Source organism: Yoonia sp. R2-816 (genome assembly GCF_046762905.1).
Taxonomy (GTDB): Bacteria; Pseudomonadota; Alphaproteobacteria; order Rhodobacterales; family Rhodobacteraceae; genus Yoonia.
Genome location: NZ_JBKQXN010000316.1, coordinates 1 through 23155 on the forward strand (window position 1 = coordinate 1; position 23155 = coordinate 23155).

24 protein-coding genes are annotated in these 23155 nt (G+C 60.5%); 12 read left to right on the top strand and 12 right to left on the bottom strand.

Features of this window, described 5'->3' with window-relative positions; genetic code table 11:
- Positions 1 to 152 precede the first annotated feature (152 nt).
- Genes ACFWW2_RS21045 through ACFWW2_RS21060 form a run of 4 tightly spaced genes read right to left on the bottom strand, consistent with a single transcriptional unit; the run spans position 153 to position 3172 of the window.
- Positions 153 to 767, bottom strand: coding sequence for a type II CAAX prenyl endopeptidase Rce1 family protein (locus tag ACFWW2_RS21045; protein WP_393931511.1), 615 nt, complete (start codon positions 765 to 767; stop codon positions 153 to 155).
- Positions 767 to 1222, bottom strand: coding sequence for a universal stress protein (locus tag ACFWW2_RS21050; RefSeq protein ID WP_393931513.1), 456 nt, complete (start codon positions 1220 to 1222; stop codon positions 767 to 769). Before ACFWW2_RS21050 ends, ACFWW2_RS21045 begins: the two co-directional genes overlap by 1 nt.
- A 34-nt stretch (positions 1223 to 1256) precedes the next feature.
- Complete coding sequence (locus ACFWW2_RS21055; protein WP_393931515.1) at positions 1257 to 2312, bottom strand: AbrB family transcriptional regulator; 1056 nt, start codon at positions 2310 to 2312, stop codon at positions 1257 to 1259.
- On the bottom strand, positions 2309 to 3172 hold the full coding sequence (locus ACFWW2_RS21060) for a branched-chain amino acid aminotransferase (RefSeq protein WP_393931517.1): 864 nt from the start codon (positions 3170 to 3172) through the stop codon (positions 2309 to 2311). The genes ACFWW2_RS21055 and ACFWW2_RS21060 overlap by 4 nt, the downstream gene beginning before the upstream one ends.
- Before the next feature lie 453 nt (positions 3173 to 3625).
- Between ACFWW2_RS21060 and ACFWW2_RS21065 the strand changes: the two genes are divergently transcribed.
- From ACFWW2_RS21065 to ACFWW2_RS21075, 3 genes are all read left to right on the top strand, one after another.
- Positions 3626 to 4123 (top strand): GNAT family N-acetyltransferase, encoded by a 498-nt coding sequence (locus ACFWW2_RS21065; RefSeq protein WP_393931518.1) that lies wholly within the window; start codon positions 3626 to 3628, stop codon positions 4121 to 4123.
- A 161-nt stretch (positions 4124 to 4284) separates the two neighbouring features.
- Positions 4285 to 5247, top strand: a complete 963-nt coding sequence (locus tag ACFWW2_RS21070) for a sulfurtransferase (RefSeq protein WP_393931520.1) — start codon at positions 4285 to 4287, stop codon at positions 5245 to 5247.
- Between the two features lie 2 nt (positions 5248 to 5249).
- Entirely contained in the window at positions 5250 to 5453 is a 204-nt protein-coding gene (locus tag ACFWW2_RS21075) for a hypothetical protein (RefSeq protein ID WP_393931522.1), read from the top strand.
- Here the strand turns inward: ACFWW2_RS21075 and trpS are convergent.
- A complete protein-coding gene (gene trpS, locus ACFWW2_RS21080) occupies positions 5423 to 6439 on the bottom strand; it encodes a tryptophan--tRNA ligase (protein WP_393931864.1) in 1017 nt (338 codons plus the stop codon). The two genes, ACFWW2_RS21075 and trpS, sit on opposite strands and share 31 nt — an antisense overlap.
- Before the next feature lie 100 nt (positions 6440 to 6539).
- On the opposite strand from trpS, the gene ACFWW2_RS21085 reads away from it, so the two are divergent.
- Complete coding sequence (locus ACFWW2_RS21085; protein WP_393931524.1) at positions 6540 to 7238, top strand: rhomboid family intramembrane serine protease; 699 nt, start codon at positions 6540 to 6542, stop codon at positions 7236 to 7238.
- Here the strand turns inward: ACFWW2_RS21085 and murJ are convergent.
- The 3 genes from murJ to ACFWW2_RS21100 form a co-directional block, all read right to left on the bottom strand.
- Positions 7235 to 8785 (bottom strand): murein biosynthesis integral membrane protein MurJ, encoded by a 1551-nt coding sequence (gene murJ / locus ACFWW2_RS21090; RefSeq protein WP_393931526.1) that lies wholly within the window; start codon positions 8783 to 8785, stop codon positions 7235 to 7237. The genes ACFWW2_RS21085 and murJ overlap by 4 nt on opposite strands.
- Positions 8786 to 8858: 73 nt before the next feature.
- A complete protein-coding gene (locus ACFWW2_RS21095; protein WP_393931528.1) occupies positions 8859 to 11669 on the bottom strand; it encodes a [protein-PII] uridylyltransferase in 2811 nt (936 codons plus the stop codon).
- A complete protein-coding gene (locus ACFWW2_RS21100; RefSeq protein ID WP_393931530.1) occupies positions 11629 to 12804 on the bottom strand; it encodes a penicillin-binding protein activator in 1176 nt (391 codons plus the stop codon). The genes ACFWW2_RS21095 and ACFWW2_RS21100 overlap by 41 nt, the downstream gene beginning before the upstream one ends.
- 102 nt (positions 12805 to 12906) lie before the next feature.
- On the opposite strand from ACFWW2_RS21100, the gene rsmI reads away from it, so the two are divergent.
- From rsmI to ACFWW2_RS21120, 4 genes are all read left to right on the top strand, one after another.
- On the top strand, positions 12907 to 13767 hold the full coding sequence (gene rsmI, locus ACFWW2_RS21105; protein WP_393931532.1) for a 16S rRNA (cytidine(1402)-2'-O)-methyltransferase: 861 nt from the start codon (positions 12907 to 12909) through the stop codon (positions 13765 to 13767).
- Positions 13764 to 14120 carry a YraN family protein gene (locus ACFWW2_RS21110; RefSeq protein WP_393931534.1) on the top strand — a complete coding sequence of 119 codons (357 nt, stop codon included), beginning with the start codon at positions 13764 to 13766 and terminating at the stop codon, positions 14118 to 14120. The genes rsmI and ACFWW2_RS21110 overlap by 4 nt, the downstream gene beginning before the upstream one ends.
- A gap of 69 nt (positions 14121 to 14189) precedes the next feature.
- On the top strand, positions 14190 to 15134 hold the full coding sequence (gene gshB, locus ACFWW2_RS21115; protein WP_393931536.1) for a glutathione synthase: 945 nt from the start codon (positions 14190 to 14192) through the stop codon (positions 15132 to 15134).
- 1 nt (position 15135) lies between these two features.
- Positions 15136 to 16023, top strand: coding sequence for an alpha/beta hydrolase (locus ACFWW2_RS21120; protein WP_393931538.1), 888 nt, complete (start codon positions 15136 to 15138; stop codon positions 16021 to 16023).
- Here ACFWW2_RS21120 and ACFWW2_RS21125 read toward each other — a convergent pair.
- From ACFWW2_RS21125 to cobU, 4 genes are read right to left on the bottom strand one after another with little or no spacing between them, the layout of a single operon-like run.
- Positions 15993 to 17507, bottom strand: coding sequence for a YifB family Mg chelatase-like AAA ATPase (locus ACFWW2_RS21125; RefSeq protein ID WP_393931866.1), 1515 nt, complete (start codon positions 17505 to 17507; stop codon positions 15993 to 15995). The genes ACFWW2_RS21120 and ACFWW2_RS21125 overlap by 31 nt on opposite strands.
- A 41-nt stretch (positions 17508 to 17548) precedes the next feature.
- Complete coding sequence (locus ACFWW2_RS21130; protein WP_393931540.1) at positions 17549 to 18241, bottom strand: glutathione S-transferase; 693 nt, start codon at positions 18239 to 18241, stop codon at positions 17549 to 17551.
- 58 nt (positions 18242 to 18299) lie between these two features.
- Entirely contained in the window at positions 18300 to 18863 is a 564-nt protein-coding gene (locus tag ACFWW2_RS21135) for a histidine phosphatase family protein (RefSeq protein WP_393931542.1), read from the bottom strand.
- Positions 18860 to 19384 carry a bifunctional adenosylcobinamide kinase/adenosylcobinamide-phosphate guanylyltransferase gene (cobU, locus tag ACFWW2_RS21140; RefSeq protein WP_393931544.1) on the bottom strand — a complete coding sequence of 175 codons (525 nt, stop codon included), beginning with the start codon at positions 19382 to 19384 and terminating at the stop codon, positions 18860 to 18862. Before cobU ends, ACFWW2_RS21135 begins: the two co-directional genes overlap by 4 nt.
- Before the next feature lie 92 nt (positions 19385 to 19476).
- Between cobU and ACFWW2_RS21145 the strand changes: the two genes are divergently transcribed.
- From ACFWW2_RS21145 to ACFWW2_RS21160, 4 genes are all read left to right on the top strand, one after another.
- The gene (locus tag ACFWW2_RS21145) at positions 19477 to 20355 is read left to right on the top strand and encodes an RNA polymerase factor sigma-32 (protein WP_393931546.1); all 879 of its coding nucleotides are present in this window, start codon (positions 19477 to 19479) and stop codon (positions 20353 to 20355) included.
- Positions 20356 to 20421: 66 nt separating this feature from the next.
- Positions 20422 to 21615: a bifunctional phosphopantothenoylcysteine decarboxylase/phosphopantothenate--cysteine ligase CoaBC gene (gene coaBC, locus ACFWW2_RS21150; RefSeq protein ID WP_393931549.1), complete on the top strand. Its 1194-nt coding sequence runs from the start codon at positions 20422 to 20424 to the stop codon at positions 21613 to 21615.
- Positions 21612 to 22067, top strand: a complete 456-nt coding sequence (gene dut / locus ACFWW2_RS21155; RefSeq protein WP_393931551.1) for a dUTP diphosphatase — start codon at positions 21612 to 21614, stop codon at positions 22065 to 22067. The genes coaBC and dut overlap by 4 nt, the downstream gene beginning before the upstream one ends.
- Positions 22064 to 23119 (top strand): HesA/MoeB/ThiF family protein, encoded by a 1056-nt coding sequence (locus ACFWW2_RS21160; protein WP_393931553.1) that lies wholly within the window; start codon positions 22064 to 22066, stop codon positions 23117 to 23119. Before dut ends, ACFWW2_RS21160 begins: the two co-directional genes overlap by 4 nt.
- The last annotated feature ends 36 nt before the right edge of the window (positions 23120 to 23155 follow it).

The window sequence follows — 23155 nt, forward strand, 5'->3', positions numbered from 1 at the left end:
ACAGAACCCGACCCCGATCTGTGCGCCAGGCTGCCCCTAGGTCAGCCCCGGACCCCCGCAAACTCTTTCAGCTGTTCACAGATTTCAGGCGCACCCAATTGCGTGACACCCAATTATTTCCAACTTTTCGCGAGGGCGTGACCGGAATGAAATCAAATCACGTTGTTCGCGGCCAGTTCGGTGAAGGCAAACAGGTTCAGACCAATATGTGCCAGCACGCCGAATCCGACCGTACCAGTCTGAACTTTCGATGCGGTCCATAGAATTCCGCCGAGTAAGGCACCGCCCAAAAGCGCTGTCGCACCGCCGGTGGTGGCGACGTCAGCGGCGAACAGCAAGGCAATGTGCCAGCCGGTGAAAAGGAAAAGCTGTATCGCCTGATCAGACCGTGTCGCGTCGTCCTGCAACACGGTGCCGCGCCAGAACAATTCTTCCAGTGTGCCGTTCAAAACGGCACATGTCCCCATTACTGCGATGATCCAGAGCGGCAGGGCGTTTTCCAGCAATGCCAGGATGGCCGCAACGGCCACCGCCAAGATCACCAAGACATTGACAATGACCAGCCACCTGGCGGGCCATTTGAGTTGCAGCCGCTTCAGACGAAAGCCGCCGCGCCATGCGATCAAGGGGATCAGGATGCAGCCCCAATACACCGCCAGCGCGGCGAAATATCCCCAGAATGGTGGTAGCAGACGCGTCGTGCTATAGAACACAAGCGCCAGCAAGGGGATAGCGGCAGTGACGGCCCATGCCGCGTGGCGATCCATCAGGTGATGGCTTCAAGCCGTTCCTTGGACAGATCACCGGGCACAATCGTGATCGGAATGGGCAGGCTGCCTGCCTGACGGCTCAGATGCGTGACCAGCGGCCCCGGCCCCTTGTTATCGGTGCCTGCACCCAGAACCAGCACACCGATATCCGGGTCTTCCTTGATCTGGTTCATGATCTCTACCAGCGGTTCGCCTTCGCGGATGATCAGTTCGGGATGTACGTTTTGTTTGTCGCGCATCCATTTGGCGAAAACCTCGTAATGGACCTCGATCCGTTCACGGGCTTCGGCGCGCATGATCTCGCCCACGCCGATCCAGTGATTGAATTCATCAGGCGGAATGATCGACAGGATCGCAACGCCCCCGCCCGAATGCGCCGCCCGCATCGCGGCAAAGCGCATCGCGTTCAGACATTCGCGGCTGTCATCCAGCACGACCAGAAACTTGCGCATGGTATTCTCCCTCAGTCGGGCTGATTGTGAAGTATCAGCGCGGCGCTGGCAACGGGCCTTGCGCACGTCCGATCATGACCGGGATCAGCACTGACAGCAGCAACAGCCGCGCCACATGGGCCGCCGCGACAAAGCCGGGATTGGCCCCGATGGCGACCCCCATGACGGTCATGGTTTCAAGACCGCCGGGCGCGAAGGCCACAAGCACGTGCAAGAGCGGCATATCCACGATCCGCATCGCCGCCAGAGCGGCCAAAAGCGTGATCAGCGCGGCCAGTGTGGTGCCGGCTAGACCTGCGAATGCAGATTGCCGCAAATCCTGCAGGCTGATCCCCACGAACCGGGTGCCGATCAAAGCGCCAATGGCGGCCAGGGCCGGATAGGCGATCCAATAGCTGAGCGTTCCGGGCGTGAACCCGGTCAGCCGCGCGGCGGCCCCGACGGCCATACCGGCGATCAGGGTGGCGGCAGGGATGCGCAGATATATCGCCAGCGGCGCAAGTGCAGCGGCCGCCAAAAGGCAAAGGGCCGTTTGCAGCAGGGTCATTTCGGTCGTGTCGCTGGGCGTGATCCCGACGCCTGTTTCAATCCCTGCCAGATAGGCGGCGAAAGGCACGGCCAACGTCAGCGCCAAGAGTCGGATTGATTGCACGATGGCGACCCGCTCGGTCGGGAGTTTGAGGTCTTCGCCCAGCGCGATGACATAGCTCAGATGCCCCGGCGTGGCCGCAAGCAGGGCGGATCGGGCATCGGTGCTCATCAGGTGCTGCATCAATCGCCGCCCTAGCAGAACCATCGCGATCAGGGAAAACCCGAGGATGGCAAAGGCAAATGGCCATTTGGTTAACGCCACGACCGACGCCGGTGAAACGGTGGCCCCGATTGCGACACCCGCGACCAGAAAGACCGCGTTGCGCAGGGGTTTCGGGAACCGCAGGTCTAGCCCGCAAAGCGCGCCAATGGTCGTGGCGATCGCAGGTCCGATCAACAGCGGGATGGGAAGTTTGAGCAGGATTGCCACAATGGCCCCGACGACCGACAGGGCGGCGAGAAGCAGCAGTCTGACAGCGATCCTGCGCCAATCCGTCATGCGTTGGACGCCGCCCAATCCCAATACATCTCGCGCACCCGCTTGGTGATCGGGCCAACCTGATACTGCCTGTCTTCAAAGGCGGTGACGGGTGTGACCTTGGACATATTGCCGGACAGAAACACCTCATCCGCGTCGCGGAAATCGTCAAAGGTCAGCACGGTCTCATGCACCTCTATCCCGTCGGCCTTCATATTGGCGATGTGCCGGGCGCGGGTGATCCCGGCGAGGAACGTGCCGTTTGCGATGGGCGTTAACGCCACCCCATCCTTGACCATGAACACATTTGTGGTGGCGGTTTCGGCCACATTGCCCATCGCGTCAGCGACCAGAGCATTGGCAAAGCCGCGTGTGCGCACCTCGGCTAACATCCTGGCGTTATTGGGATAAAGGCAGCCCGCCTTGGCGTTGACCACGTTATCCTCCATCACCGGTCGCCGGAATTTCGTCGGGCCCAGCGTGGTTGTGGCGGTGGGTGGGGCGAAGGGGATTTCTTCTAGACAGATGGCAAAGCCGGTCTCGCCCGGATCGGGCACAATGGCCGCCGCATCGCCATGGATCGCCCAGTACATGGGCCGGATATAGATCGCGGCGTCCTTGGGATAGGCCTGCAGGCCTTCGCGGATGATGGCGAGCATATCGTCGGTGCTGACCGTGGGTGTCAGCATCAGCGCCTTGGCGGAATGGTTGGCGCGGGCGCAATGCAGATCAAGATCCGGGGTCAGCCCGTTGACCGCGCGCGCCCCGTCAAACACGGTTGTGCCCAGCCAGCTGCCATGATCGGCAGCGCGCATGATGGGGATGTCGCCATCATGCCATTGCCCTTGAAAATATGTGCGGATATGCGTCCCGGTTGCCATTTTCGTCTCTCCCTTGCCGGAACCCTAGGCCTGCGTTTACCGAAGGTAAAGAAGGGGCGGCGCGTTCGATGCCGGGGAACATCGAACGCGCCTGCAGGATGAACCCGAGGGACGGTATGGGCATCGTGCAATGGCGGGGCAAAGCGATTCTGTTCCGCCGGATGGCTGCAGAATTCACCCGGCGCGTTTCAGATTTATGACAGTGTGTGCGCAACGTTCGGTGGGTGCGGCAGGACGGCGCAACACCACGATTTGCCTGAATGAGCGAATCATCAGTTAACGTTGGGGTTTGGTGCGAAATGGCTGGTCGGCATCGCGTCGGCATCGCGTCGGCCTTACGTCGGACCCCAAAGGCCCAAATCACCGCATTAACGCCCCGCGCGGTCGAAAGATGAATGAGCCGTTAAGGATTGTGCCTTTCGCGGACCGCTCCGGATTTGCGATGCTGACGGCATGAGAAAACCCGGCCCATATCAGTTTCGTCCGGCCCGCCTGAAAGATATGCCCATGGTCAGCGCCTGGCAGGCGCTGCCGCATGTCGCACGGTGGTGGGATGATGACCCGGTCTATGATGCGGCGGATCTGGCCGATCCGCGCGTCTCGCAATGGATTGTGGCGATGGATGGCACGCCCTTTGGCTACCTGCAGGATTATGATGTGCATGGGTGGGCGGATCACCACTTTTCCCATCTTCCGCCGGGCGTGCGCGACATTGATCAGTTCATTGGCCCCGCAGAGATGTTGGGGCAGGGGCACGGCCCCGGATTTATCGCGCAGCGTATGGGAGATTTGTTTGATGCAGGGGCCCCGGTGATTGCGATTGATCCGCATCCGGACAATACCCGCGCCATCGCCGCCTATGCCAAGGTCGGGTTTCGCAAGCTGGGTGCCCCGCGCCAGACCCGTTGGGGTCTAATTCTGCCCATGGCGGCGCATCGTCGCCCGGTCTGACTAATCCTGAAAGGCGGTTCCGTGACCTGGCCCGTTCATCTTCAGTTGCCGTAAAGTCACTTTTCGTCCCTTGAAAAAGCCAGCTTTGGTCGGGAATGCGCCCTCATTCGGCTTTGTTGAGCCGGTATCAGAAAAGCGACAGTGAGTAAGTGAGTACCCCGATGTTTGTAATGTCCAACCGCCCGATCCTTGCCAAAGCGAATGTGGCTGCCGCGTTGGCGCTGAGCCTGATCATGGCGAGCCCCGCAACGGCCCAGCAGTCAATGTACGCGTCCAGCGCGCTGGCAGACAGTGCTGTAGAACAGGTGCAGGTCCCCCCGTTGATCGGCGCGGTTGATCTGCAGGTACTGATGGGCCTGACAGAGCCGCAGATCGTCGATATCCGCAACCCGCGCGCCATCCGTAGCCTTTACAGCTATGCCAGCGGCCATATTCCCGGTGCGGTGAATGTCCCCTACGGCACCTGGCGCAATATCTGGGCCGACCCGCTGAACGTGCCCACTGATGCGGATATGACCCGTGCCATCCAATCCATGGGCCTGACCAAGGATCGCCCCGTCGTGATCGTGCACAGCAGTGCCGCGCGCGGCAACTTTGGATCGGCCGCCTGGGTCTATTGGGTGCTGAAGACAGCCGGTTTTGAAAACATCGCCATTCTGAATGGCGGGGTGCGCGGCTGGAAGGATATGGGCGGCGAGATGTCCACCGAAGCGGTCGAGATCGTGCCATCGCAAGAGGTCATCACGGTAAATGGGACCTGGCTTGCCACCCATGAGGATGTGGATGCCGTCATCAATGGCACCAGCGACGCGCAATTGCTGGATGCCCGCCCGCTGCATCAGATCATGAATGACGCCTCTATCGAAGGGTCATTCACACTGAATGCCGAGGAACTGATCACCGGCGACAAGGGCATGGCCGGTGACGATCTTGAGATTTTCATGCGGATCAAGGATGCCGGGCTGGAATGGCAGCGTGGCGAGGTGATCACCTATTGCAATAATGGGGCGCTGGCGGCGGTTGACTGGTTCATGGCCAGTGAGATTGCTGGCATTCCCAACGTCAAGGTCTATGGCCATTCGTTGCGCGCCCGCGAACGGGCCCTGGACGCGCTGGAGAGCTGACCATGGGACGGGTTGTGATGGTGCAGAAATGTGAAATCACGCTGGTCCCGGCCTGCAAACTGGGCCGCTACGGTCCGGTCCGGCGTCATCACAGCCTGACCATGGCTTGGTCACCGCCGCGCGACACGGACAGGATCACGCGTCTGCCCCTGTCGCCGCGCCCCCCGCGCCTTGCTTACGACCGCAGCAACCCCACGATGTCATAGGTCTTTTGCAGGATCGGGTCGGCAATGGCCCGCGCCCGTTCCGCCCCGTCGCCCAGGATCCGGTCGATTTCAGCGGGGTCGTTCATCAGCCGCCCCATTTCATCGGCGATCGGGGCCAGTTTTGCCACTGCCAGGTCAGCAAGTGCGGGTTTGAACGTGCCCCAGCCTGCGCCGGGATATTGGGCGATCACGGCCTCTGGCGTGGTATCATCAAGTGCGGCGTAGATTTCGACAAGGTTGCGCGCCTCTGGCCGATCCTTCAGCCCCTCGACGGTTTCTGGCAGCGGTGCCGGATCTGTCTTGGCCTTCTTGAATTTCTTGACGATGGTGTCGGCATCATCGGTCATGTTGACCCGCTCCATGTCGCTTTCGCCCGACTTGGACATCTTTTTCGTCCCATCCCGCAGGTTCATCACCCGCGTGGCGGGCCCGTCGATCACCGGTTCAGTGATCGGAAAGAAATCCGATTTGAAATCGTGATTGAATTTAGCGGCAATATCGCGCGTCAGTTCCACATGCTGTTTCTGATCCTCGCCCACGGGCACATGGGTGGCGTGATAAAGCAGGATGTCGGCTGCCATCAGGGCTGGATAGGCATAAAGTCCCAGCGACTCCTTTTCGGCATTTGCACCCGCCTTGTCCTTGAACTGGGTCATCCGGTTCATCCAGCCGACGCGCGCCACGCAGCTGAAGATCCAGCCCAGTTCAGCATGGGCGGGCACCTGTGACTGGTTGAAAAGGATGGATTTGGTCGGGTCGAGCCCGGCGGCCAGATAACCTGCGGCGACCTCGCGCGTGCCATTGGCCAGCTCTGCCGGGTCCTGCCAGACAGTAATGGCGTGCAGATCGACCACGCAATAGACGGTTTCCATTTCGCCCTGCATGCCGACGAACCGCTTGATCGCCCCCAGATAGTTACCCAGTTGCAACCCGCCAGAGGGCTTGATCCCGGAAAAGACGCGGGGGGTGAATTTTGTGTCGGTCATGTCAGGGTCCGGTTTGGTTTCGGGGCTGGATTTCGGGGCAGGCGTCGCATACCCATGCCAGACAGACCCGTCAACTTCAACAGCCCGCAAAGGCCGCCCGATGACCCCCGAAAAGCCGCTGAATGCCATCCCGCCTGTTGTGATCGCACTGACGCTCTTGATTGTCGGCATCGAGGTTGTTCTGCAACTGGCCAATAACGGTTTTATTGGCGGACCGCAGGGGTTGAGCTGGCGATTGAATGCGGTCAATGAATTCGGCTTTTCGACGCGCGTGTTTGATCGGGTGGTGGAGCGGGCGAATTACTCTTTCGATATGCTCAAGCGCTTTGTCACCTATCCTTATGTCAATGCCCAACTGACCCAGGTGGCGTTCTGCGCCGCGCTGACCCTGGCCCTGGGCAAGTTCGCAGGCGAATATTACGGCGGGCTGAAGGTCTTGGTCATCTATGTGTTTTCCAGCATCGTCGGCGCGTTTGTGTTTGGCCTGCTGGCGAACGGGGATTTCCCGCTTTATGGCGGGTTCACCCCGGTTTATGGCCTGATCGGCGCCTATACATATGCGCTGTGGCTGCAATTGGGGCAGGCCGGTCAGAACCAGTTGCTTGCCTTTCGCCTGATTGGCGTGCTGCTCTTGATTCAACTGATCTTTGGCGTGGTGTTCGGCCTGATCGCCGAGGCCCCGCCACCGCCATCATGGATTGCCGAGCTGTCCGGATTCTTTGGCGGGCTTGGTATTTCGGTGCTTTTGGCGCCTGGGGGCTGGACGACATTCCTGGACCGGATGCGCCAGCGCTCCTAACGGCGCAATGCGCGCCGGAATTCGCCCATGCGGAAGGCACCGATCAGGTGCCCGATCCCGAAGTAGCTGATGATCCCGATGCTGATGAGCAATGCGAGGGCCGCGTAGCGAATAGTCGCGGTGCCAAAGAACGGTTTCATGATGGTGGCGCTGATGGCAAGGATAACCCCCATGCCGATGGCGGCGACGATGATCCGCCAGAGCCGCCGTTTGAAACGGTCATCGAACTGTGCCGCATCGCCCATATTGCGTGACCCCCACCACAACAGTGCAACAGTGGCCCAACCGGTGATGGTTGTCCCGATCGCGGCGGCGGTGAAGCCGATGATTGGGGACAGGCCGATGGCAAGGGCCGCGTTCAGTGCCATGGCGACGAGGGCATAGTAGAATGGCCGCTTGGTGTCCTCGCGGGCGAAAAATAGTGGCTGCAGCGCTTTTTGCATGACAAAGGCAGGTAGTCCGAGCCCGTATATGGCGACGGCAATCGCGGTGTTGGCTGTGTCATCGCTGGTAAACGCCCCGCGTTCGTAAAGGACGCTGACAAGGGGCAGGGGAATGACCATAAGAGCGATGGCGGCTGGAATGGTCAGAGCGAGGCTGAGTTCGCAGGCGCGGTTGAAGGCGTCCTTGCCACCGGTATCGTCGCCAGCGCGCAAGCGACGGGACAGATCGGGGAGCAGTACGACGCCGATGGCGATGCCCACGACCCCCAGGGGGAGTTGGTAGAGCCGGTCAGCGTAGTTGAGCCATGCCACCGCCCCATCAAAGAAGCTGGCCACCTGTCGCCCGACCAACAGGTTGATCTGAACGACCCCACCGGCGAGCGCGGCGGGTGCTGCGATGATAGCCAGCCGTTTGAGTTCGGGCGTTATTTTGGGCCAGCCCGGCATCAGTGCAAAGCCCGCCCGTTTGGCGGCCACCCAGACCAGCATCATTTGGGCGATGCCCGCAAAAGGGACGGCATAGGCCAGAATGCTGCCGATTTCGGATTGGCTGTTGTCGCTGAAGACAGCGCCGATCAGCAAGGCGCCGACAAATATTATGTTGAGTAGAACCGGTGCCGCCGCCGCCGCCGCAAATCGTCCCGTGGCGTTGAGAACCCCCGACAGCAGAGCAGAGAGAGAGATAAATAGAATGTATGGAAAGGCGATGCGCCCATAATAAACGGCAAGGTCAAATCGCTCGGTGCCGATGAACCCGCTGGCCATCATGGTCACAAGCGCCGGCATCAGGATGACACCGATCACAGTAAACACGGTCAGGATACCAGCCAGACCGACAAAGGCGTCCTGGGCAAAGCGGTGCGCGTCATCATCGCCTTCGAGTTTCTTAGAGAACATCGGGACGAAGGCCATGTTGAACGCCCCTTCGGCAAAGAAGCGGCGGAAGAGGTTGGGTAGCGAGAAGGCGATTAGAAAGGCCTCTGCCACCGGCCCGGTCCCGAGGAATGCCGCGATCATGATGTCGCGGACAAAGCCAAGCACGCGGCTCAGCAACGTCCAGATGCCGACCGTGAAAAAGCCTGCCATTAAGCGGATAGGTTTCATACGGCGCGCCCAAGAGTTTTGGAGAACTTTTGACAAATTTCTTGCAAGAAATTTGCCCCCTTATGATGCCTCGTCATGCGCCGGCCCGCTCAGCGACCTGGCTGATCGCGTCGCGCAGTTTCTGTTCCAGCGCTTTGCGTTTGGGTTCGGAATGGTATTTCAGCCCGACCATGTCCTTGACATAGAATGTATCCACCACCTGTTCCCCGTAAGTCGCGATGACCGCAGAGGCAATATAGACGTGATTATGTGCAAGAGTTCGTGTCAAATCGAACAGAAGTCCGGGGCGGTCACGTGTATCGACTTCAATGATGGTGTAGATGTCGGACCCTTCGTTGTCGAAGGTGATATTGGTGGGCACTTTGAATGCCCGTTCGCGTTTCTTGATTTCCTTGTCCTTGAATTTGTCGCGCGGCACGACCTCGCCCTTGAGCGTTTTGACGATCACGTCGCGTAGGCGGGGCAGGCGTGCTTCCTCGTAAGGATTGCCATCATTGTCCTGTATCCAGAACACGGCTGTGGCATAGCCATCCTTGGTCGTATAGGTCCGCGCGTCCACGATATTGGCACCCACAAGGGTCAGCGCTCCGGTCATCCGGCTGAAGAGACCGGGGTGATCGACCATGGCAAAACAGGCCCTTGTCGCATCACGGTCTTCGTCGAGCATCAGATCAACCTTGATCTGATCATCGGCGATATCACGCAGCATATCGGCAAAGATGATCTGAGCGGCTAGCGGCATCCCTTGCAAATAGGGTCCGTAGTGCCGTCCCATTTCAGTCTTGATGTCCTTGGGTGCCCAATCGGCGAGCGCATCGCGCAGGGCGCGTTTTGCTTCGACTTCGCGGGTTTCGCGGTTGATATCCTCAATCCCGGTCTGAAGGGCGTTCTTGGTGGCCTTGTAAAGGTTGCGGATCAGGACGGCCTTCCAGTTGTTCCACGTGCCAGGCCCGACGCCCCGGATATCGCAGACTGTTAGCACCGTCAGCAGATCAAGCCGCTCCACCGATTTGACCGCGTTGGCAAAGCCACGCACCGTGCGTGGTTCAGAGATATCCCGTTTTTGGGCGACGTCTGACATCAGAAGATGATAGCGGATGAGCCATTCGACTGTTTCGCAGTCTTTCTTGTTCAACCCAAGACGGGGCGCCACCTTGCGCGCGATCTGCGCGCCGAGGATCGAATGATCCTCGTTCCGGCCTTTACCGATATCATGAAGGAGCAGGGCCACGTAGAGCACCTTGCGGTTGACCCCACGTTCCAGGATGCCCGAGGCGACGGGCAGTTCCTCGATAAGTTCCTTGCGTTCGATCTGGGCCAGGTTGCTGATGCATTGGATCGTGTGTTCGTCCACCGTGTAGTGGTGGTACATGTTGAATTGCATCATGGCGACGATGGGCGCGAATTCGGGTATGAACGCATCGAGCACACCCAGTTCATTCATCCGCCGCAGCCCCCGTTCGGGATTGCCGTGTTTGAGCATCAGGTCAAGAAAGATGCGTGTCGCCGTCTTGTCCTGACGCATGTCTTCGTCAATCAAGTCGAGATTGGCCGAGAGCAGTCGCATGGCGTCGGGGTGCAGCAGCGTGCCGGTGCGCAGCGCCTCTTCGAAGATCCGCAGCATGTTGAGCTTGTCGGCGAAGAAGGCCTTTTCGTCGGCGACCGTCAGCCGGTTCTGTTTGATCGCATAGGGTGGTTTGGCTTTCTTGCGCCGGCTGAGCAAACGGGCGAGCATTGGTTCGGGCTTGGTGTGATCCGCCTCAAGCGCCGTCAGAACGATCCGCGTCAGTTCGCCGACTTTGGTCGCCTGCCGGAAATAGGCCTGCATGAAATGTTCGACGGCCCGTCTGCCCCCGTGATCGGTATAGCCCATGGCGGCTGCCACCTCGACCTGCATGTCGAAGGTGAGCTGATCCATCGCCCTGTTGGCGATCAGGTGCAGATGGCAACGCACGGCCCAGAGGAAATCCTCAGCCGTGACGAATGTTTCGAATTCTTCCGGGGTGAAAACCTTGAGGTCGACCAGATCGGCGGCGTCTTTGACCCCGTGTACGTATTTGCTGATCCAGAACAGTGATTGCAGATCGCGTAGCCCACCCTTGCCCTCTTTTACATTGGGTTCGACCACATAGCGTTGCCCGCCCTGTTTGCGGTGACGTTCGGCCCGTTCTTCAAGCTTGGCATCAATGAATTCGGCGGTGGTCGATTTGAACAGATCCTTCCACAGCCGCTTGCCCAGCTCGTCGGCCAAGGCGGCGTCGCCCGCCAGATAGCGGTATTCGACCAGTGAGGTCCGGATGGTATAGTCGTCGCGCGCCAGTCTGATACATTCGCTGATTGTGCGGCTGGCATGGCCGACCTTCAGCTTGAGGTCCCAGAGGATGTACAGCATCGATTCGATGACGCTTTCTGCCCATGGAGTCATTTTATAGGGCGTCAGGAAAAGCAGATCGACGTCAGAATACCCCGCCATTTCACCCCGCCCATAGCCGCCAACGGCGATCAGCGACAGTTTTTCGCCTTCGGTCGGGTTGGGCAGCGGATGCAGGTGGTGCATGGCGATGTGCAGCGCCTGTGTGACGATCTGATCGGTCAGCCAGCTATAGCTACGGGTCGCGGGCCGCGCAGCAAATGGCTGCGCCTGGAAGGCCGTGGCGATGGCTGTCCGCCCATCTTGGCGCGCTTTGCCCAAGATCGATACGACGGCACTGCGCAGGTCCATTTCGGACGTGGCATTGCTTGCCGCCTCGGCGATGGCGGCCGACACGGCAGGTGTGTCAAAAATGACAGACGCCGGACAGATCAAACCGTCCGGCGCAGCGATTGTCAGCGTGTCGGCAGGATCAGAATCCTGCGCCGCCAAAGCTTCTTGGGGCTTGTTCAAGGACGACCACCTGATTGTTTTGAATTGTTGCAATAGCCAGCGCGCGTTCGTTGAGCCCGTTGGGCAAGAGCCGGAACACGCCCGCTGTGCCGCGGAAACCCTGCGGGCTGGTCAACGCGCCCTTGGTCAGCGCCTGATCATTGCCAGCTGCCACCAGCGCACCAATTGCCGCAATCCCGTCATAGGCGAGCCCCGCCAACGGATGCGGGTTTTCCCCATAGGTAGCAGCGTAGCGATTGGCGAAAAGCGCGGCGGTGGATTGATCCGGCATGGCAAACAGACCGCCCTGCAGCCCGGGCAGTGCGGCGGCCTGCGGCACCGCATCCCAGCGGGTCAGGCCGATGAACCGGGTGCTGGTGGTGTCAATCCCGGCCTCCGGCAGAGCGGTGGCCAGAATAGGTAGGTCGGCGTTGACGCCTGCAGTCATAAAGATCGCATCGGCGTTGCGGGCCGATGACACAATCCGCCGGGTGGATGTAAATATGCCCTGCTGCGACAAGGGGTAACTATCTGTGGCGACGACCTGTGATCCGTTGCGCTGCACTGCGTTTGTGATGGCATCGCGTCCCAGATTGCCGGCCACATCATCCCCATGCAGAACCAGATAACGGCTGATCCCCTGCCGGTTGGCATATTGCACCAGCCGGTTTGCGGTATTGTCGAACGTGTTGCCAAGGATAAAGACATTGCCGCCTGCAATAGTCGGATTGTTGGAAAATGCCAGCACGTTCACATTGCGGTCGGCCACGGCTACGCCTGCGGCATTTGCGGCTTCGGCGAAAAGTGGTCCCAGAATGATTTGCGCACCATCATTGACGGCGGCGCGGGCCACATCGGCGGCAAGTGCAGGGTTCGCACCGGTGTTGTAAACCCGCAACCGGATATCCGCCCCATCGAGATCGGCAATGGCCAGCCGGGCCGCGTTTTCAAGGTTTTGTGCGAGGAATGCATCGCTGCCCGCGCCTGATCCACCGGGCACCAGAAGGGCCACCTGCACCGGGTCATCGGCATCGATTTGCGGGCCGACATTGGCCGTGGTTGACAGGGCGGGGTCACAGGCCGCAAGCCACATCAGTGACATAAAGGCAAAAAACCGCGCCGCCGGGTTGCGGGCCTGGCTGAAACGAGCAAACATAAATGATATCCCCCTTGGATGGCGCCGCGGTTGCCGGATCTGTGCCCGGGCATCGCTGCTATTCGGGGCACATCATAAAGCAGGGGGCACGCGGGTCCAGCGATGAATTATGTCAGCAAGCCACTCTCTGCCGGGTTATACTTTGTCGCGACCCCAATCGGGTCGGCGCGGGATATCACATTGCGGGCGCTGGATATCCTGGCCTCGGCCGATCTGATCGCCGCGGAGGATACCAGGACGGCGCGAAAACTGATGGAAATTCACGGCGTTCCGTTGAATGGGCGCAAGGTTGTGGCCTTTCATGACCATAGCGGCGAGGGGACCACAAACGGGTTGGTGGCGGCTGTGGCGGGCGGTAAGTCGGTCGCTTACGTGTCCGAGGCGGGTACGCCTTTGGTTGCCGATCCGGGTTATGAGCTGGGCCGGGCGATGATTGCCGCAGGATTGCCCGTGACGACCGCGCCGGGGGCGTCGGCGGTGCTAGCCGCGCTGACTGTATCAGGCTTGCCAACTGATAGGTTTGCGTTTGTTGGGTTCCTTCCTGCGGCAAGACAGCAGCGCGAAACCGAGATTGCGGCGCTGCGCGATATCCCATTTACGCTGGTGTTTTATGAAAGCCCGAAACGCATTCGTGAAATGTTAGGTAATTTGCGTGATGTTTTGGGAGAGGAACGGCAGGCGGTTGTCTGTCGGGAACTGACAAAACGGTTTGAAGAGATCAGTCGGGGCACGTTGGGCGAATTGACAGCGGCCTTTGGCGAGAGGTCGGTGAAGGGCGAATTGGTTGTACTTGTGGGCCGTGCAGGTGCGACGGATGTGGCCGAAATGGATGTAGAGACGGCGTTGAGGGATGCAATGAAAACCATGCGGGTCAAGGATGCAGCCACGGTCGTGGCCGGTGCGCTTGGGCTGCCACGCAGACAGGTTTATCAGGTGGCCCTCAAACTGGGAGAATATGAATGACAGGACAAACGGGTTATCAAGCCGGCCTGGCTGCGGAAGAGATCGTTGCGGGCGACTATGGGCGCAGGCAGCATCGTCTGGCGGCAAGGCGTTGGCGGGGCCAAAGCGGTGAGATTGATCTTATCATGCGCGATGGCGAGACGGTCGTGTTTGTTGAGGTCAAGAAAAGCAAGACATTTGCGCGTGCGGCCAGCCGTCTGGGCCGTCGTCAGATGGATCGGCTGTGCGGTGCGGCGGCTGAATTTCTGGCGGGCGAACCGCGTGGTCAATTGACCGATATGCGCTTTGATCTGGCGATGGTGGATGGGTACGGTGCCGTCAAAGTGATCGAGAATGCGTTCATGGAGGCCTGACGCAGCCATTGCACCAGCGGGCTGACTGCGCCATGTATCACCTCAGTTTTGATATGCGTGAGGTCGGCCATGGCGCTGAAGATAGCTTTTCAGATGGACCCGATTGGGCCGATTGATATCGATGCGGACAGCACGTTTCGCATAGCAGAAGAGGCCCAAGCGCGGGGTCATCGGCTTTTCTATTATACACCCGATAAGCTGGCTTATGATCGGGGCCAAGTGGTTGCACGCGGTTGGCCGCTAACCGTTCAGCGTATCAAGGGTGACCATTTCCGTTTGGGTGACGCGCAGGTCGTCGATCTGGCGGATATGGATGTGGTGTGGCTTCGCCAAGACCCGCCATTTGATATGGGATACATCACCACGACACATATTCTGGATATGGTGCATCCCGAGACACTGGTTGTGAATGATCCGTTCTGGGTCCGCAATTATCCTGAAAAGCTGTTGGTGCTGCAGTTTCCTGATCTGACGCCGCCGACGATGATTGCCCGCGACCTTGCCACATTGCGGGCGTTTCGCGAGGCGCATGGCGATGTAATCCTGAAGCCGCTTTATGGTAACGGTGGTGCCGGTGTGTTCAAGCTGGCCCATGCAGACAGTAACCTCGCATCGCTGCATGAGCTGTTCACGGGTATCAATCGTGAACCGTTGATCATGCAGCAATTTCTGCCTGCCGTTTCCAAAGGGGACAAGCGGATTATCTTGGTCGATGGCGAGCCTGTCGGGGCGATCAATCGTGTGCCGGCTGCTGGCGAAACACGGTCGAACATGCATGTGGGAGGGCGGCCTGAGAAGGTTCAACTGAGCGACCGCGACCGCGAGATTTGTGCCCGGATCGGCCCGCTGTTACGGGAGAAAGGTCAGATTTTCGTCGGCATCGACGTGATCGGTGACTGGCTGACCGAGATCAACGTGACCTCGCCCACTGGTATTCAGGAACTTGAGCGGTTCGACGGGGTGAATATCGCCGAAAAGATCTGGATCGCGATCGAGGCGCGTCGCGCTGGCTGATATGCGTTTACGTATCCTGAATGCCTGGCTGCGCTACGCTGTCCGGCCTGTTCTGGGTCGCGCGCGGTCGCCGGAACGGCAGGCTCGCGCGTTTGACCGGATCGGTCCGCGCCTGTTTCGGGGACCACCGTTTATCTGCCATCTGACCGAGCGGGCGGGCGATTTGCGCCTGCATTGGATCAGTGTCGGAAGGACTGATCCCCGGCGCGTGATCCTGTACCTGCATGGTGGCGCGTTCATTGTGGGCAGTGGGGTTGCGTATCGGGGTTTGCTGGGCCGGATTGCGAAACTGACCGGGTTGCGGGTTTGCGCCCCGGATTACCGGTTGTTGCAGGACACCCCGTTTCCGGCGGCGTTTGATGATGCGGTGCGTGCCTGGGACGCGCTGCTGGCCAAGGGGTATCGCCCGTCCGACATTGTGCTGGGCGGTGACAGTGCGGGGGGCGGTCTGATGCTGGCGCTGCTGGTGCGGCTTTGCGCGCGCGGCACCCGACCGGCGGCGTGCTTTGCGATGTCGCCGTGGACGGATATGACGCTGTGCGGCGACAGTTTGCGGTCGCGCGAAGAGGTGTTGCTGCCGGTTGGCCGGATGCCCGAACTGGTTGAGCGATATCTGCAGGGCGCTGCCGTGGACGATCCGCGCGCGTCGCCGATATTTGCCCGTTTCTGCGAGCCGCCATCGGTGCTGATCCAGGTGGGCGGAGGCGAGGCGCTGCTGGATGATGCAAGGCGTATGGCGGATGTTTTGGGTGATGCCGCGCTGCTGCGTGTCTGGGACGATGTCCCGCATGTCTGGCAAATGTTCGATGGCTATATTCCAGAGGCCCGTGCGGCGTTGCGCGAGATTGCGGATTTTGTTCATACCTCTTTTGTCATGGCGAGCCGGTAGCTCACCGCCTCGGCCACGTGGGGTTTGCGTACGGTGTCGGAGCCGTCCAGATCAGCGATGGTGCGTGCCACCCGCAGAACCCGGTGATAGCCGCGGGCGGACAGCCCGAACCGTTCGGCGACCTTGACGAGCAATTCGCGCCCTTCCGTGTCGGGTGTTGCGACTTCCTCAAGGATGTGACCTTCGGCATCGGCGTTAACCCGGATATCGTCGCGCTCGTCATAGCGTTTGGTCTGGGTCTGGCGCGCTTTGGCAACCCGTGCTGCCACAGTGGCAGAGCTTTCGCCGTCTTCAGGCAGATCAAGATCGGTGAAGGCCACTGGCGGGACCTCGACCCGCAGATCAAACCGGTCCATCAGGGGGCCGGATATGCGGCCCAGATAATCCTCACCACAGATCGGGGCGCGGGTACAGGCCCGCCCCGGATCGGCCAGATACCCGCATTTGCAGGGGTTGGCGGCAGCGACCAGCATGAAACGACAAGGGTAACGCACATGCGCATTGGCGCGGGCGACGACGACTTCGCCGGTTTCGATTGGTTGGCGCAGGGTTTCCAGAACGGTGCGTGCGAACTCTGGGAATTCATCCATGAAAAGGACGCCATTATGCGCAAGGCTGATCTGGCCCGGTTTGGCTGTTCGCCCACCGCCGACAATGGCGGGCATGGAGGCGGTATGGTGTGGTTCACAGAAAGGTCGTTCACGGTTGATCCCGCCTTCGTCCAGCAGACCGCAAAGCGAGTGGATCATCGAGGTTTCCAGCGCCTCTGCCGGGGTCAGGGGTGGCAGAATGCCGGGAATGCGGGCGGCCAGCATGGATTTGCCAGACCCGGGTGAGCCGACAAGGAATAGATGGTGCCGCCCGGCGGCGGCGATTTCGAGCGCGCGTTTGGCCCGTTCCTGACCTTTGACTTCGGACAGGTCCTTGTTTTCTGCGCGGCTATGCACCTCACCCGGTTCGGAGGGGTTGAGTACTGATTGGCCGGTGTAGTGCCGCACCACATCCGCCAGTGTCCGTGGGGCGATGACGTTGGCGGCCCCAACCCACGCGGCCTCTGCGCCGCAGGCTTGAGGGCAGAGCAGCGTGCGGTCATCGTTCGCGGCGGCCATGGCGGCGGGCAAGGCGCCGACGACCGCGACCAGCGCGCCATCAAGTGAGAGTTCGCCCAAGGCGACCGTTTGTTCGGCGTCTTCCGGTGGAATGATTTCGAGCGCGGCTAGCAGTGCCAGCGCAATGGGCAGGTCGAAATGCGATCCCTCTTTTGGCAGGTCGGCGGGCGACAGGTTGATCGTGATCCGCTTCGACGGCAGGGCAATGGCCATGGCTGTCAGTGCGGCGCGCACCCGTTCCTTTGCCTCTGACACGGCCTTGTCCGGCAGGCCGACCACAGAAAAGGCCGGGACGCCCGGGCTGACGGCGCATTGCACCTCGACCAGCCGTGCCTCGATCCCTTCAAAAGCTACTGTATAGGCCTTTGCGACCATCGCCATCTCCCCGATCTGGTTAACGGGTAGTGGGGCGTGGTTTAGGAATGGTTAACGTCTGGCCAGGGAAGGCGATCCAGGTTCATGGGATAGGGCCACGGATCGTAGATTTCGGATTTGGACGCCTCGCGCCAGGCCAGAAATGCGGGGTCTGACAGGTGGGCGTTGACGTAACGCTGTGCGGCATCGCTGATCGGCAGTCCGTAGGCGGTCATCCGCAAGGTGACGGGGGCATAGAACACATCGGCGAGACTGTATTGCCCGAAGAGCCATGGCCCACCGGACCCATGCCGTTTGCGGGCCAACGCCCAGAGTTCCTCGATCCGGGCGAGATCAGCAATCACGGCGTCGGACGGTTTGAACCCTTTCCAGACATGGGTGATCATGTTCGGGCAGGCCTCTCTCAAGGCCATGAAGCCGCTGTGCATTTCCGCCGTGATCGACCGGGCCAGTGCCCGGGCTGCCGGTTCGCGCGGATAAAGGTCGATTTCGGGGTGATTTTCCACCAGCGTTTCGGCCATGGCGAGGCTATCGGTCAGCACATGGCCCTCGGCTGTTTGCATGGTTGGCACAGTCCGGGCGGGCGCCAGATGCGCAAGTTCATTCCGGTAGGTCCCGGCGTAGAGCCCGACCAGATGTGTGTTGTAGGGCAGGCCGAATTTTTCCAGCATCAGCCAGCCCCGCAAAGACCAGCTGCTGAAGGTGCGATCACCGATGTAGAGTTCATATGTCATGGCGCATGCATAGCCGGATGCGGATCGCCCGCCTAACGATGAAAATTGAATTTGGGTATCACGGGCAGTGATTGATCCGGCCGACCTGCCATTGCCCCTGATCGTAGCAAAGATCGGTGACGGAAAGGTTGTCGATCTTGTGGCTGAAGGCTGCATAAGCCCCGATCCCCAGCGCCCGCTGCACCTGTGTCAGGATCGCGCCGAAATGGGCCACGACGATCAGGTTGTCGTGGGTCAGGTAGCTGTCGATGGCGTCATCGACCCGCGCGCGGACCATGTTCCAGCTTTCGCCGCCGGGCGGGGCGATGTGCCCCGGTTGTTCCCAGAAGGCGCGGATGGTGTCGGGGTCTTCCGCCTCGACTTCGGAGAATTTGCGCAGTTCCCACGCGCCGAAATGGATTTCGCGCAAGGCGGGGTTGTGGGGCAGCCGGTGTTGCGGTGACAGCGCATCGGCAGTGGCCGTGGCGCGCGAGAGGTCGGATGACACGACTGGCGCGTTGGGCAGATAGGCCCGCAGCCGCGCGATGGCGGCGGTGTCGGACAGATCGGCGGGCAGATCGGACCACCCGACCATGGATTTGGCATGGGTTGGCCCGTGCCGGACCAGCCAGAGCCGGGTCATGGCAGGCTGCCCTTGAGCATCAGCGGAAGCCCGGCCATGACCGCGACGACGACCTCAGCCTCTGCCGCGATGGCCTGATTGAGCGTGCCCTGGGCGTTGCGGAAATTGCGTGACAGCGCATTTTCGGGAACGATCCCCTGTCCGACCTCGTTCGAGACGATCACCACAGGGCAGCGACAGGTGCGCAGCGCGGTGATCAATGCGGAACATTCGGCGGCGATATCGTGTTTGGCGAGCATGATATTGGTGAGCCAGAGCGTGGCGCAGTCGATCAGAACGGCATGGTCCGGTCCGATCTGTTTGAGAGTGCTTGCGACGGCGAAGGGTTCTTCGATTGTGGTCCAGTTATTGCCGCGCATGTCGCGATGGCGCGCGACTTTAGTCGCCATTTCATCATCAAAGACTTGTGCCGTGGCGATGTAGACCGGGTCCAATCCGCGCTGTAAAACAAGGCTTTCGGCGAAGGCTGATTTGCCGGATGCTGCGCCGCCTAGTACAAATGTGAGTTTTTCCAGTGCCATGACGCAACTTTGTTTGATCCAGATCGTTAGTCCTTGCGTAACTAAATTGACCAACAAAGTTAATGCATCGCACGCAATCTGGGAGAAATAACATGGCCGCTATGGGTTTTTCTGATCAAACACTGTCGCGTACCGCGATGAAGGCAGAGTTGCTGGATGCCGAAACCGAGCTGGCGCTGGCCTATGCCTGGCGCGATCAGCGCGACGAACAGGCCCTGCATCGTTTGATTACCGCCTATATGCGGCTGGCGATTTCCATGGCCTCCAAGTTCAAGCGCTATGGTGCCCCGATGAACGATCTGATCCAGGAAGCGTCGGTCGGCCTGATGAAGGCTGCCGACAAGTTTGACCCGGATCGTGGCGTGCGGTTTTCGACATATGCGGTCTGGTGGATCAAGGCATCGATCCAAGATTATGTGATGCGCAACTGGTCCATGGTGCGGACCGGTTCGACATCATCGCAGAAATCGCTGTTTTTCAACATGCGCCGCGTGCAGGCCCGGCTGGAGCGTGAGGCCGCAGCCGAAGGTCGCGAGTTGGACCGTCAGGAAATGCGCGAGTTGATTGCGACCGAGGTTGGTGTGCCATTGCACGATGTGGAGATGATGGAAGGCCGTTTGTCAGGCTCTGATTTTTCGCTGAATGCGACGCAATCGACCGAGGATGAAGGTCGCGAATGGATTGACGCGCTTGAGGACAACGGTCCGCAGGCGGCCGAAACAGTTGCCAATAGCCATGACAATGCAACATTGCGCCAGTGGCTGGTGACGGCCCTGACCGCATTGAACGACCGGGAGCAGTTCATCGTGCGCGAACGCAAACTGCGCGATGACCCAAGGACGCTGGAAAGTCTTGGCACCGAGCTTGGCCTGTCCAAGGAGCGGGTGCGCCAGTTGGAGGCCGCTGCTTTTGGCAAGATGCGCAAGAGCCTTGAGGCGCAGAGCCATGAGGTCCACGCTTTTTTTGCGTGACGCCTGACATTGTGTTTCCGGTATCTTCTGACCTAGTGTCGGATCGCAAGATACCGGAGACGCCAAATGCTGGCTGACAGACATATCCTATTGATTGTGGGGGGCGGGATCGCGGCGTTCAAGGCGCTGGATCTGGTGCGCCGTTTGCGTGAACGTGGCTGCCGCGTCACCCCGGTGTTGACTCGTGCGGGGACCGAATTTGTCACCCCGCTGAGCCTGTCGGCATTGTCGGCCGCGAAGGTGTATCAGGATCTGTTTGATCTGACTGATGAGGCCGAGATGGGCCATATCGAGCTGTCGCGCGCTGCTGATCTGGTGGTGGTTGTTCCGGCGACGGCGGATCTGATGGCGAAGATGGCGGGCGGACATGCGGATGACCTTGCCTCGACCTTGCTGATGGCGACCGACAAGCGGGTGCTGATCGCGCCTGCGATGAATGTGCGTATGTGGGAACATGCGGCGACACAGCGGAACCTCGCCACGTTGCAAAGTGACGGTGTGCTGGTTGTCGGCCCGACCGAAGGCGATATGGCCTGTGGCGAATATGGCCCTGGCCGGATGGCGGAAGTGCCAGAAATCATTGATGCAATTGATGCGGCCTTGTCGGATGGGCCGTTGAAGGGCAAGCATGTGCTGGTCACCTCTGGCCCGACACATGAGCCGATTGATCCTGTCCGTTACATCGCCAACCGGTCTTCCGGCGCGCAGGGTACGGCCATAGCCCGTGCGCTGGCGGGTTTGGGTGCGCAGGTGACATTTGTGACCGGCCCGGCGGATGTGCCGCCGCCGCAGGGTGTGCGTGCGATCCGCGTGCAAACCGCGCAGGAGATGCTGGAGGCGGTGCAGAATGCGCCCGCTGCTGATGCCGCCGTGTTTGCAGCCGCCGTCGCCGATTGGCGTGTCGCCAACGCCGGGGCAAGCAAGATCAAGAAGGATGGCAGCGGGCTGCCAAAGCTGGAATTTGCGGAAAACCCGGACATTCTGGCGACGGTTTCGCAAATGACGACCGGCCGCCCGAAACTGGTCGTCGGGTTTGCCGCTGAAACCAATGATGTGGTTGCCAATGCGACGGCCAAGCGGCAACGCAAGGGGTGTGACTGGATCGTCGCCAACGATGTGTCGCCTGCGACGGGCATCATGGGCGGGTCTGAAAATGCGGTGACGCTGATCACGGATGCCGGTGCCGAAGACTGGCCGCGGTTGAGCAAGGATGCGGTCGCAGTTGCGCTGGCCAAACGGATTGCTGAGGCGATTGCGTGACGCCGCAGATCCAGTTTCAGTGGGATGCGGGCGCGGATCCGTCGCTCGGGTTGCCGTCATATGAAACCGCCGGTGCAGCGGGCGCCGATATGCGCGCGAACCTGCAGGATCAGCGACCGGTGGAACTGCCCCCCGGCGCCCGGCAACTGATCCCGACAGGATTGCGCATGGCGATCCCTGACGGGTTCGAGGTGCAGATCAGACCGCGGTCTGGTCTGGCGCTGAAACACGGGATCACGCTGCTCAACACGCCGGGCACGATTGACAGTGATTATCGCGGGCCGGTGGGGGTGATCATGATCAATCTTGGCGCGGACTATTTCACGGTGACCCATGGCATGCGCATTGCCCAGATGGTGGTGGCGCCGGTGGTGCAGGCCACTTTCAAGGAAGTCGCGTTCCTGAACGGCACGCTGCGCGGCCCCGGCGGGTTTGGGTCCACCGGCTTATGATTATGGTTGGGGTGATGGCGGCCACCCTGTGGGGGATCGGTATTGCGATGAAGGCGCCCTATCACGCGCGCTGGACGATGCTGGCGATCCTGCTGGTTGGGGTCATGATGCTGCATGTGGTGCTGCCCGCTGGCCACCCGTTGCGCGAAGCGACAGGGGGCGATGCCCGGCTGTGGGCGTTATTCATTGCCTTTGGTTTCATCGTCTGGGGATATCGCAGGTTTCTGGGCGGGTTGCGTGCCCGGATTGCCGAGAAGGAGACGCCGGTGGCGCGGTCGGGGACGTTTTCGGATACCGAGCTGGAGCGTTATGCCCGCCATATCATCCTGCGCGAGGTGGGCGGGCCAGGGCAGAAGGCGTTGCGCGATGCCAAGGTGTTAGTCGTGGGGGCCGGGGGGCTTGGCGCACCTGTGTTGGAGTATCTGGCGGCGGCGGGTGTCGGCACGATTGGTGTGATTGACGATGATGTGGTCGAGAATGCCAATCTGCAGCGGCAAGTCATCCATCTGGACCGCAATATCGGGATGCCCAAGGTCCATTCGGCGGCAGAGGCGATGCGGGCGCAGAACCCGTTTGTCACCGTCCGCCCGTATCAGCGGCGGCTGGACGAAGATATCGCCGCCGATCTGTTTGCCGATTATGATCTGATCCTTGATGGTACGGATAATTTCGACACGCGGTATCTGGTGAACCGGACTGCCGTGGCGCTGGGCAAGCCGCTGATCGCGGCGGCGCTGACGCAGTGGGAAGGGCAGATCAGCCTTTATGATCCAGCGCATGGAACTCCCTGTTATGAATGCGTTTTTCCGACTGCCCCGGATGCCGCGCTGGTGCCGAATTGCGCCGAGGCTGGCGTGATCGGCCCGCTGCCCGGCGTGATCGGCGCGATGATGGCGGTTGAGGCGCTGAAGGTGATTACCGGCGCCGGTGATGGGCTAGGGGGCAGGTTGCTGATTTATGACGCGCTTTATGCCCAGACCCGGACCATCGCAGTCAAACCGCGTGCGGATTGCGCGGTTTGCGGCGGCAGGGGCTTGCAAGCCAAAGGTTGAAGTTCATACTGCGATCCTGAGTTTTACCCTGGGGAG

Excerpts from the sequence above, each read along its gene's own strand:
- ACFWW2_RS21045 (WP_393931511.1), bottom strand. The coding sequence starts at position 767 with ATGGATCGCCACGCGGCATGGGCCGTCACTGCCGCTATCCCCTTGCTG.
- ACFWW2_RS21050 (WP_393931513.1), bottom strand. The coding sequence starts at position 1,222 with ATGCGCAAGTTTCTGGTCGTGCTGGATGACAGCCGCGAATGTCTGAAC.
- ACFWW2_RS21055 (WP_393931515.1), bottom strand. The coding sequence starts at position 2,312 with ATGACGGATTGGCGCAGGATCGCTGTCAGACTGCTGCTTCTCGCCGCC.
- ACFWW2_RS21060 (WP_393931517.1), bottom strand. The coding sequence starts at position 3,172 with ATGGCAACCGGGACGCATATCCGCACATATTTTCAAGGGCAATGGCAT.
- ACFWW2_RS21065 (WP_393931518.1), top strand. The coding sequence starts at position 3,626 with ATGAGAAAACCCGGCCCATATCAGTTTCGTCCGGCCCGCCTGAAAGAT.
- ACFWW2_RS21070 (WP_393931520.1), top strand. The coding sequence starts at position 4,285 with ATGTTTGTAATGTCCAACCGCCCGATCCTTGCCAAAGCGAATGTGGCT.
- ACFWW2_RS21075 (WP_393931522.1), top strand. The coding sequence starts at position 5,250 with ATGGGACGGGTTGTGATGGTGCAGAAATGTGAAATCACGCTGGTCCCG.
- trpS (WP_393931864.1), bottom strand. The coding sequence starts at position 6,439 with ATGACCGACACAAAATTCACCCCCCGCGTCTTTTCCGGGATCAAGCCC.
- ACFWW2_RS21085 (WP_393931524.1), top strand. The coding sequence starts at position 6,540 with ATGACCCCCGAAAAGCCGCTGAATGCCATCCCGCCTGTTGTGATCGCA.
- murJ (WP_393931526.1), bottom strand. The coding sequence starts at position 8,785 with ATGAAACCTATCCGCTTAATGGCAGGCTTTTTCACGGTCGGCATCTGG.
- ACFWW2_RS21100 (WP_393931530.1), bottom strand. The coding sequence starts at position 12,804 with ATGTTTGCTCGTTTCAGCCAGGCCCGCAACCCGGCGGCGCGGTTTTTT.
- rsmI (WP_393931532.1), top strand. The coding sequence starts at position 12,907 with ATGAATTATGTCAGCAAGCCACTCTCTGCCGGGTTATACTTTGTCGCG.
- ACFWW2_RS21110 (WP_393931534.1), top strand. The coding sequence starts at position 13,764 with ATGACAGGACAAACGGGTTATCAAGCCGGCCTGGCTGCGGAAGAGATC.
- gshB (WP_393931536.1), top strand. The coding sequence starts at position 14,190 with ATGGCGCTGAAGATAGCTTTTCAGATGGACCCGATTGGGCCGATTGAT.
- ACFWW2_RS21120 (WP_393931538.1), top strand. The coding sequence starts at position 15,136 with ATGCGTTTACGTATCCTGAATGCCTGGCTGCGCTACGCTGTCCGGCCT.
- ACFWW2_RS21125 (WP_393931866.1), bottom strand. The coding sequence starts at position 17,507 with ATGGTCGCAAAGGCCTATACAGTAGCTTTTGAAGGGATCGAGGCACGG.
- ACFWW2_RS21130 (WP_393931540.1), bottom strand. The coding sequence starts at position 18,241 with ATGACATATGAACTCTACATCGGTGATCGCACCTTCAGCAGCTGGTCT.
- ACFWW2_RS21135 (WP_393931542.1), bottom strand. The coding sequence starts at position 18,863 with ATGACCCGGCTCTGGCTGGTCCGGCACGGGCCAACCCATGCCAAATCC.
- cobU (WP_393931544.1), bottom strand. The coding sequence starts at position 19,384 with ATGGCACTGGAAAAACTCACATTTGTACTAGGCGGCGCAGCATCCGGC.
- ACFWW2_RS21145 (WP_393931546.1), top strand. The coding sequence starts at position 19,477 with ATGGCCGCTATGGGTTTTTCTGATCAAACACTGTCGCGTACCGCGATG.
- coaBC (WP_393931549.1), top strand. The coding sequence starts at position 20,422 with ATGCTGGCTGACAGACATATCCTATTGATTGTGGGGGGCGGGATCGCG.
- ACFWW2_RS21160 (WP_393931553.1), top strand. The coding sequence starts at position 22,064 with ATGATTATGGTTGGGGTGATGGCGGCCACCCTGTGGGGGATCGGTATT.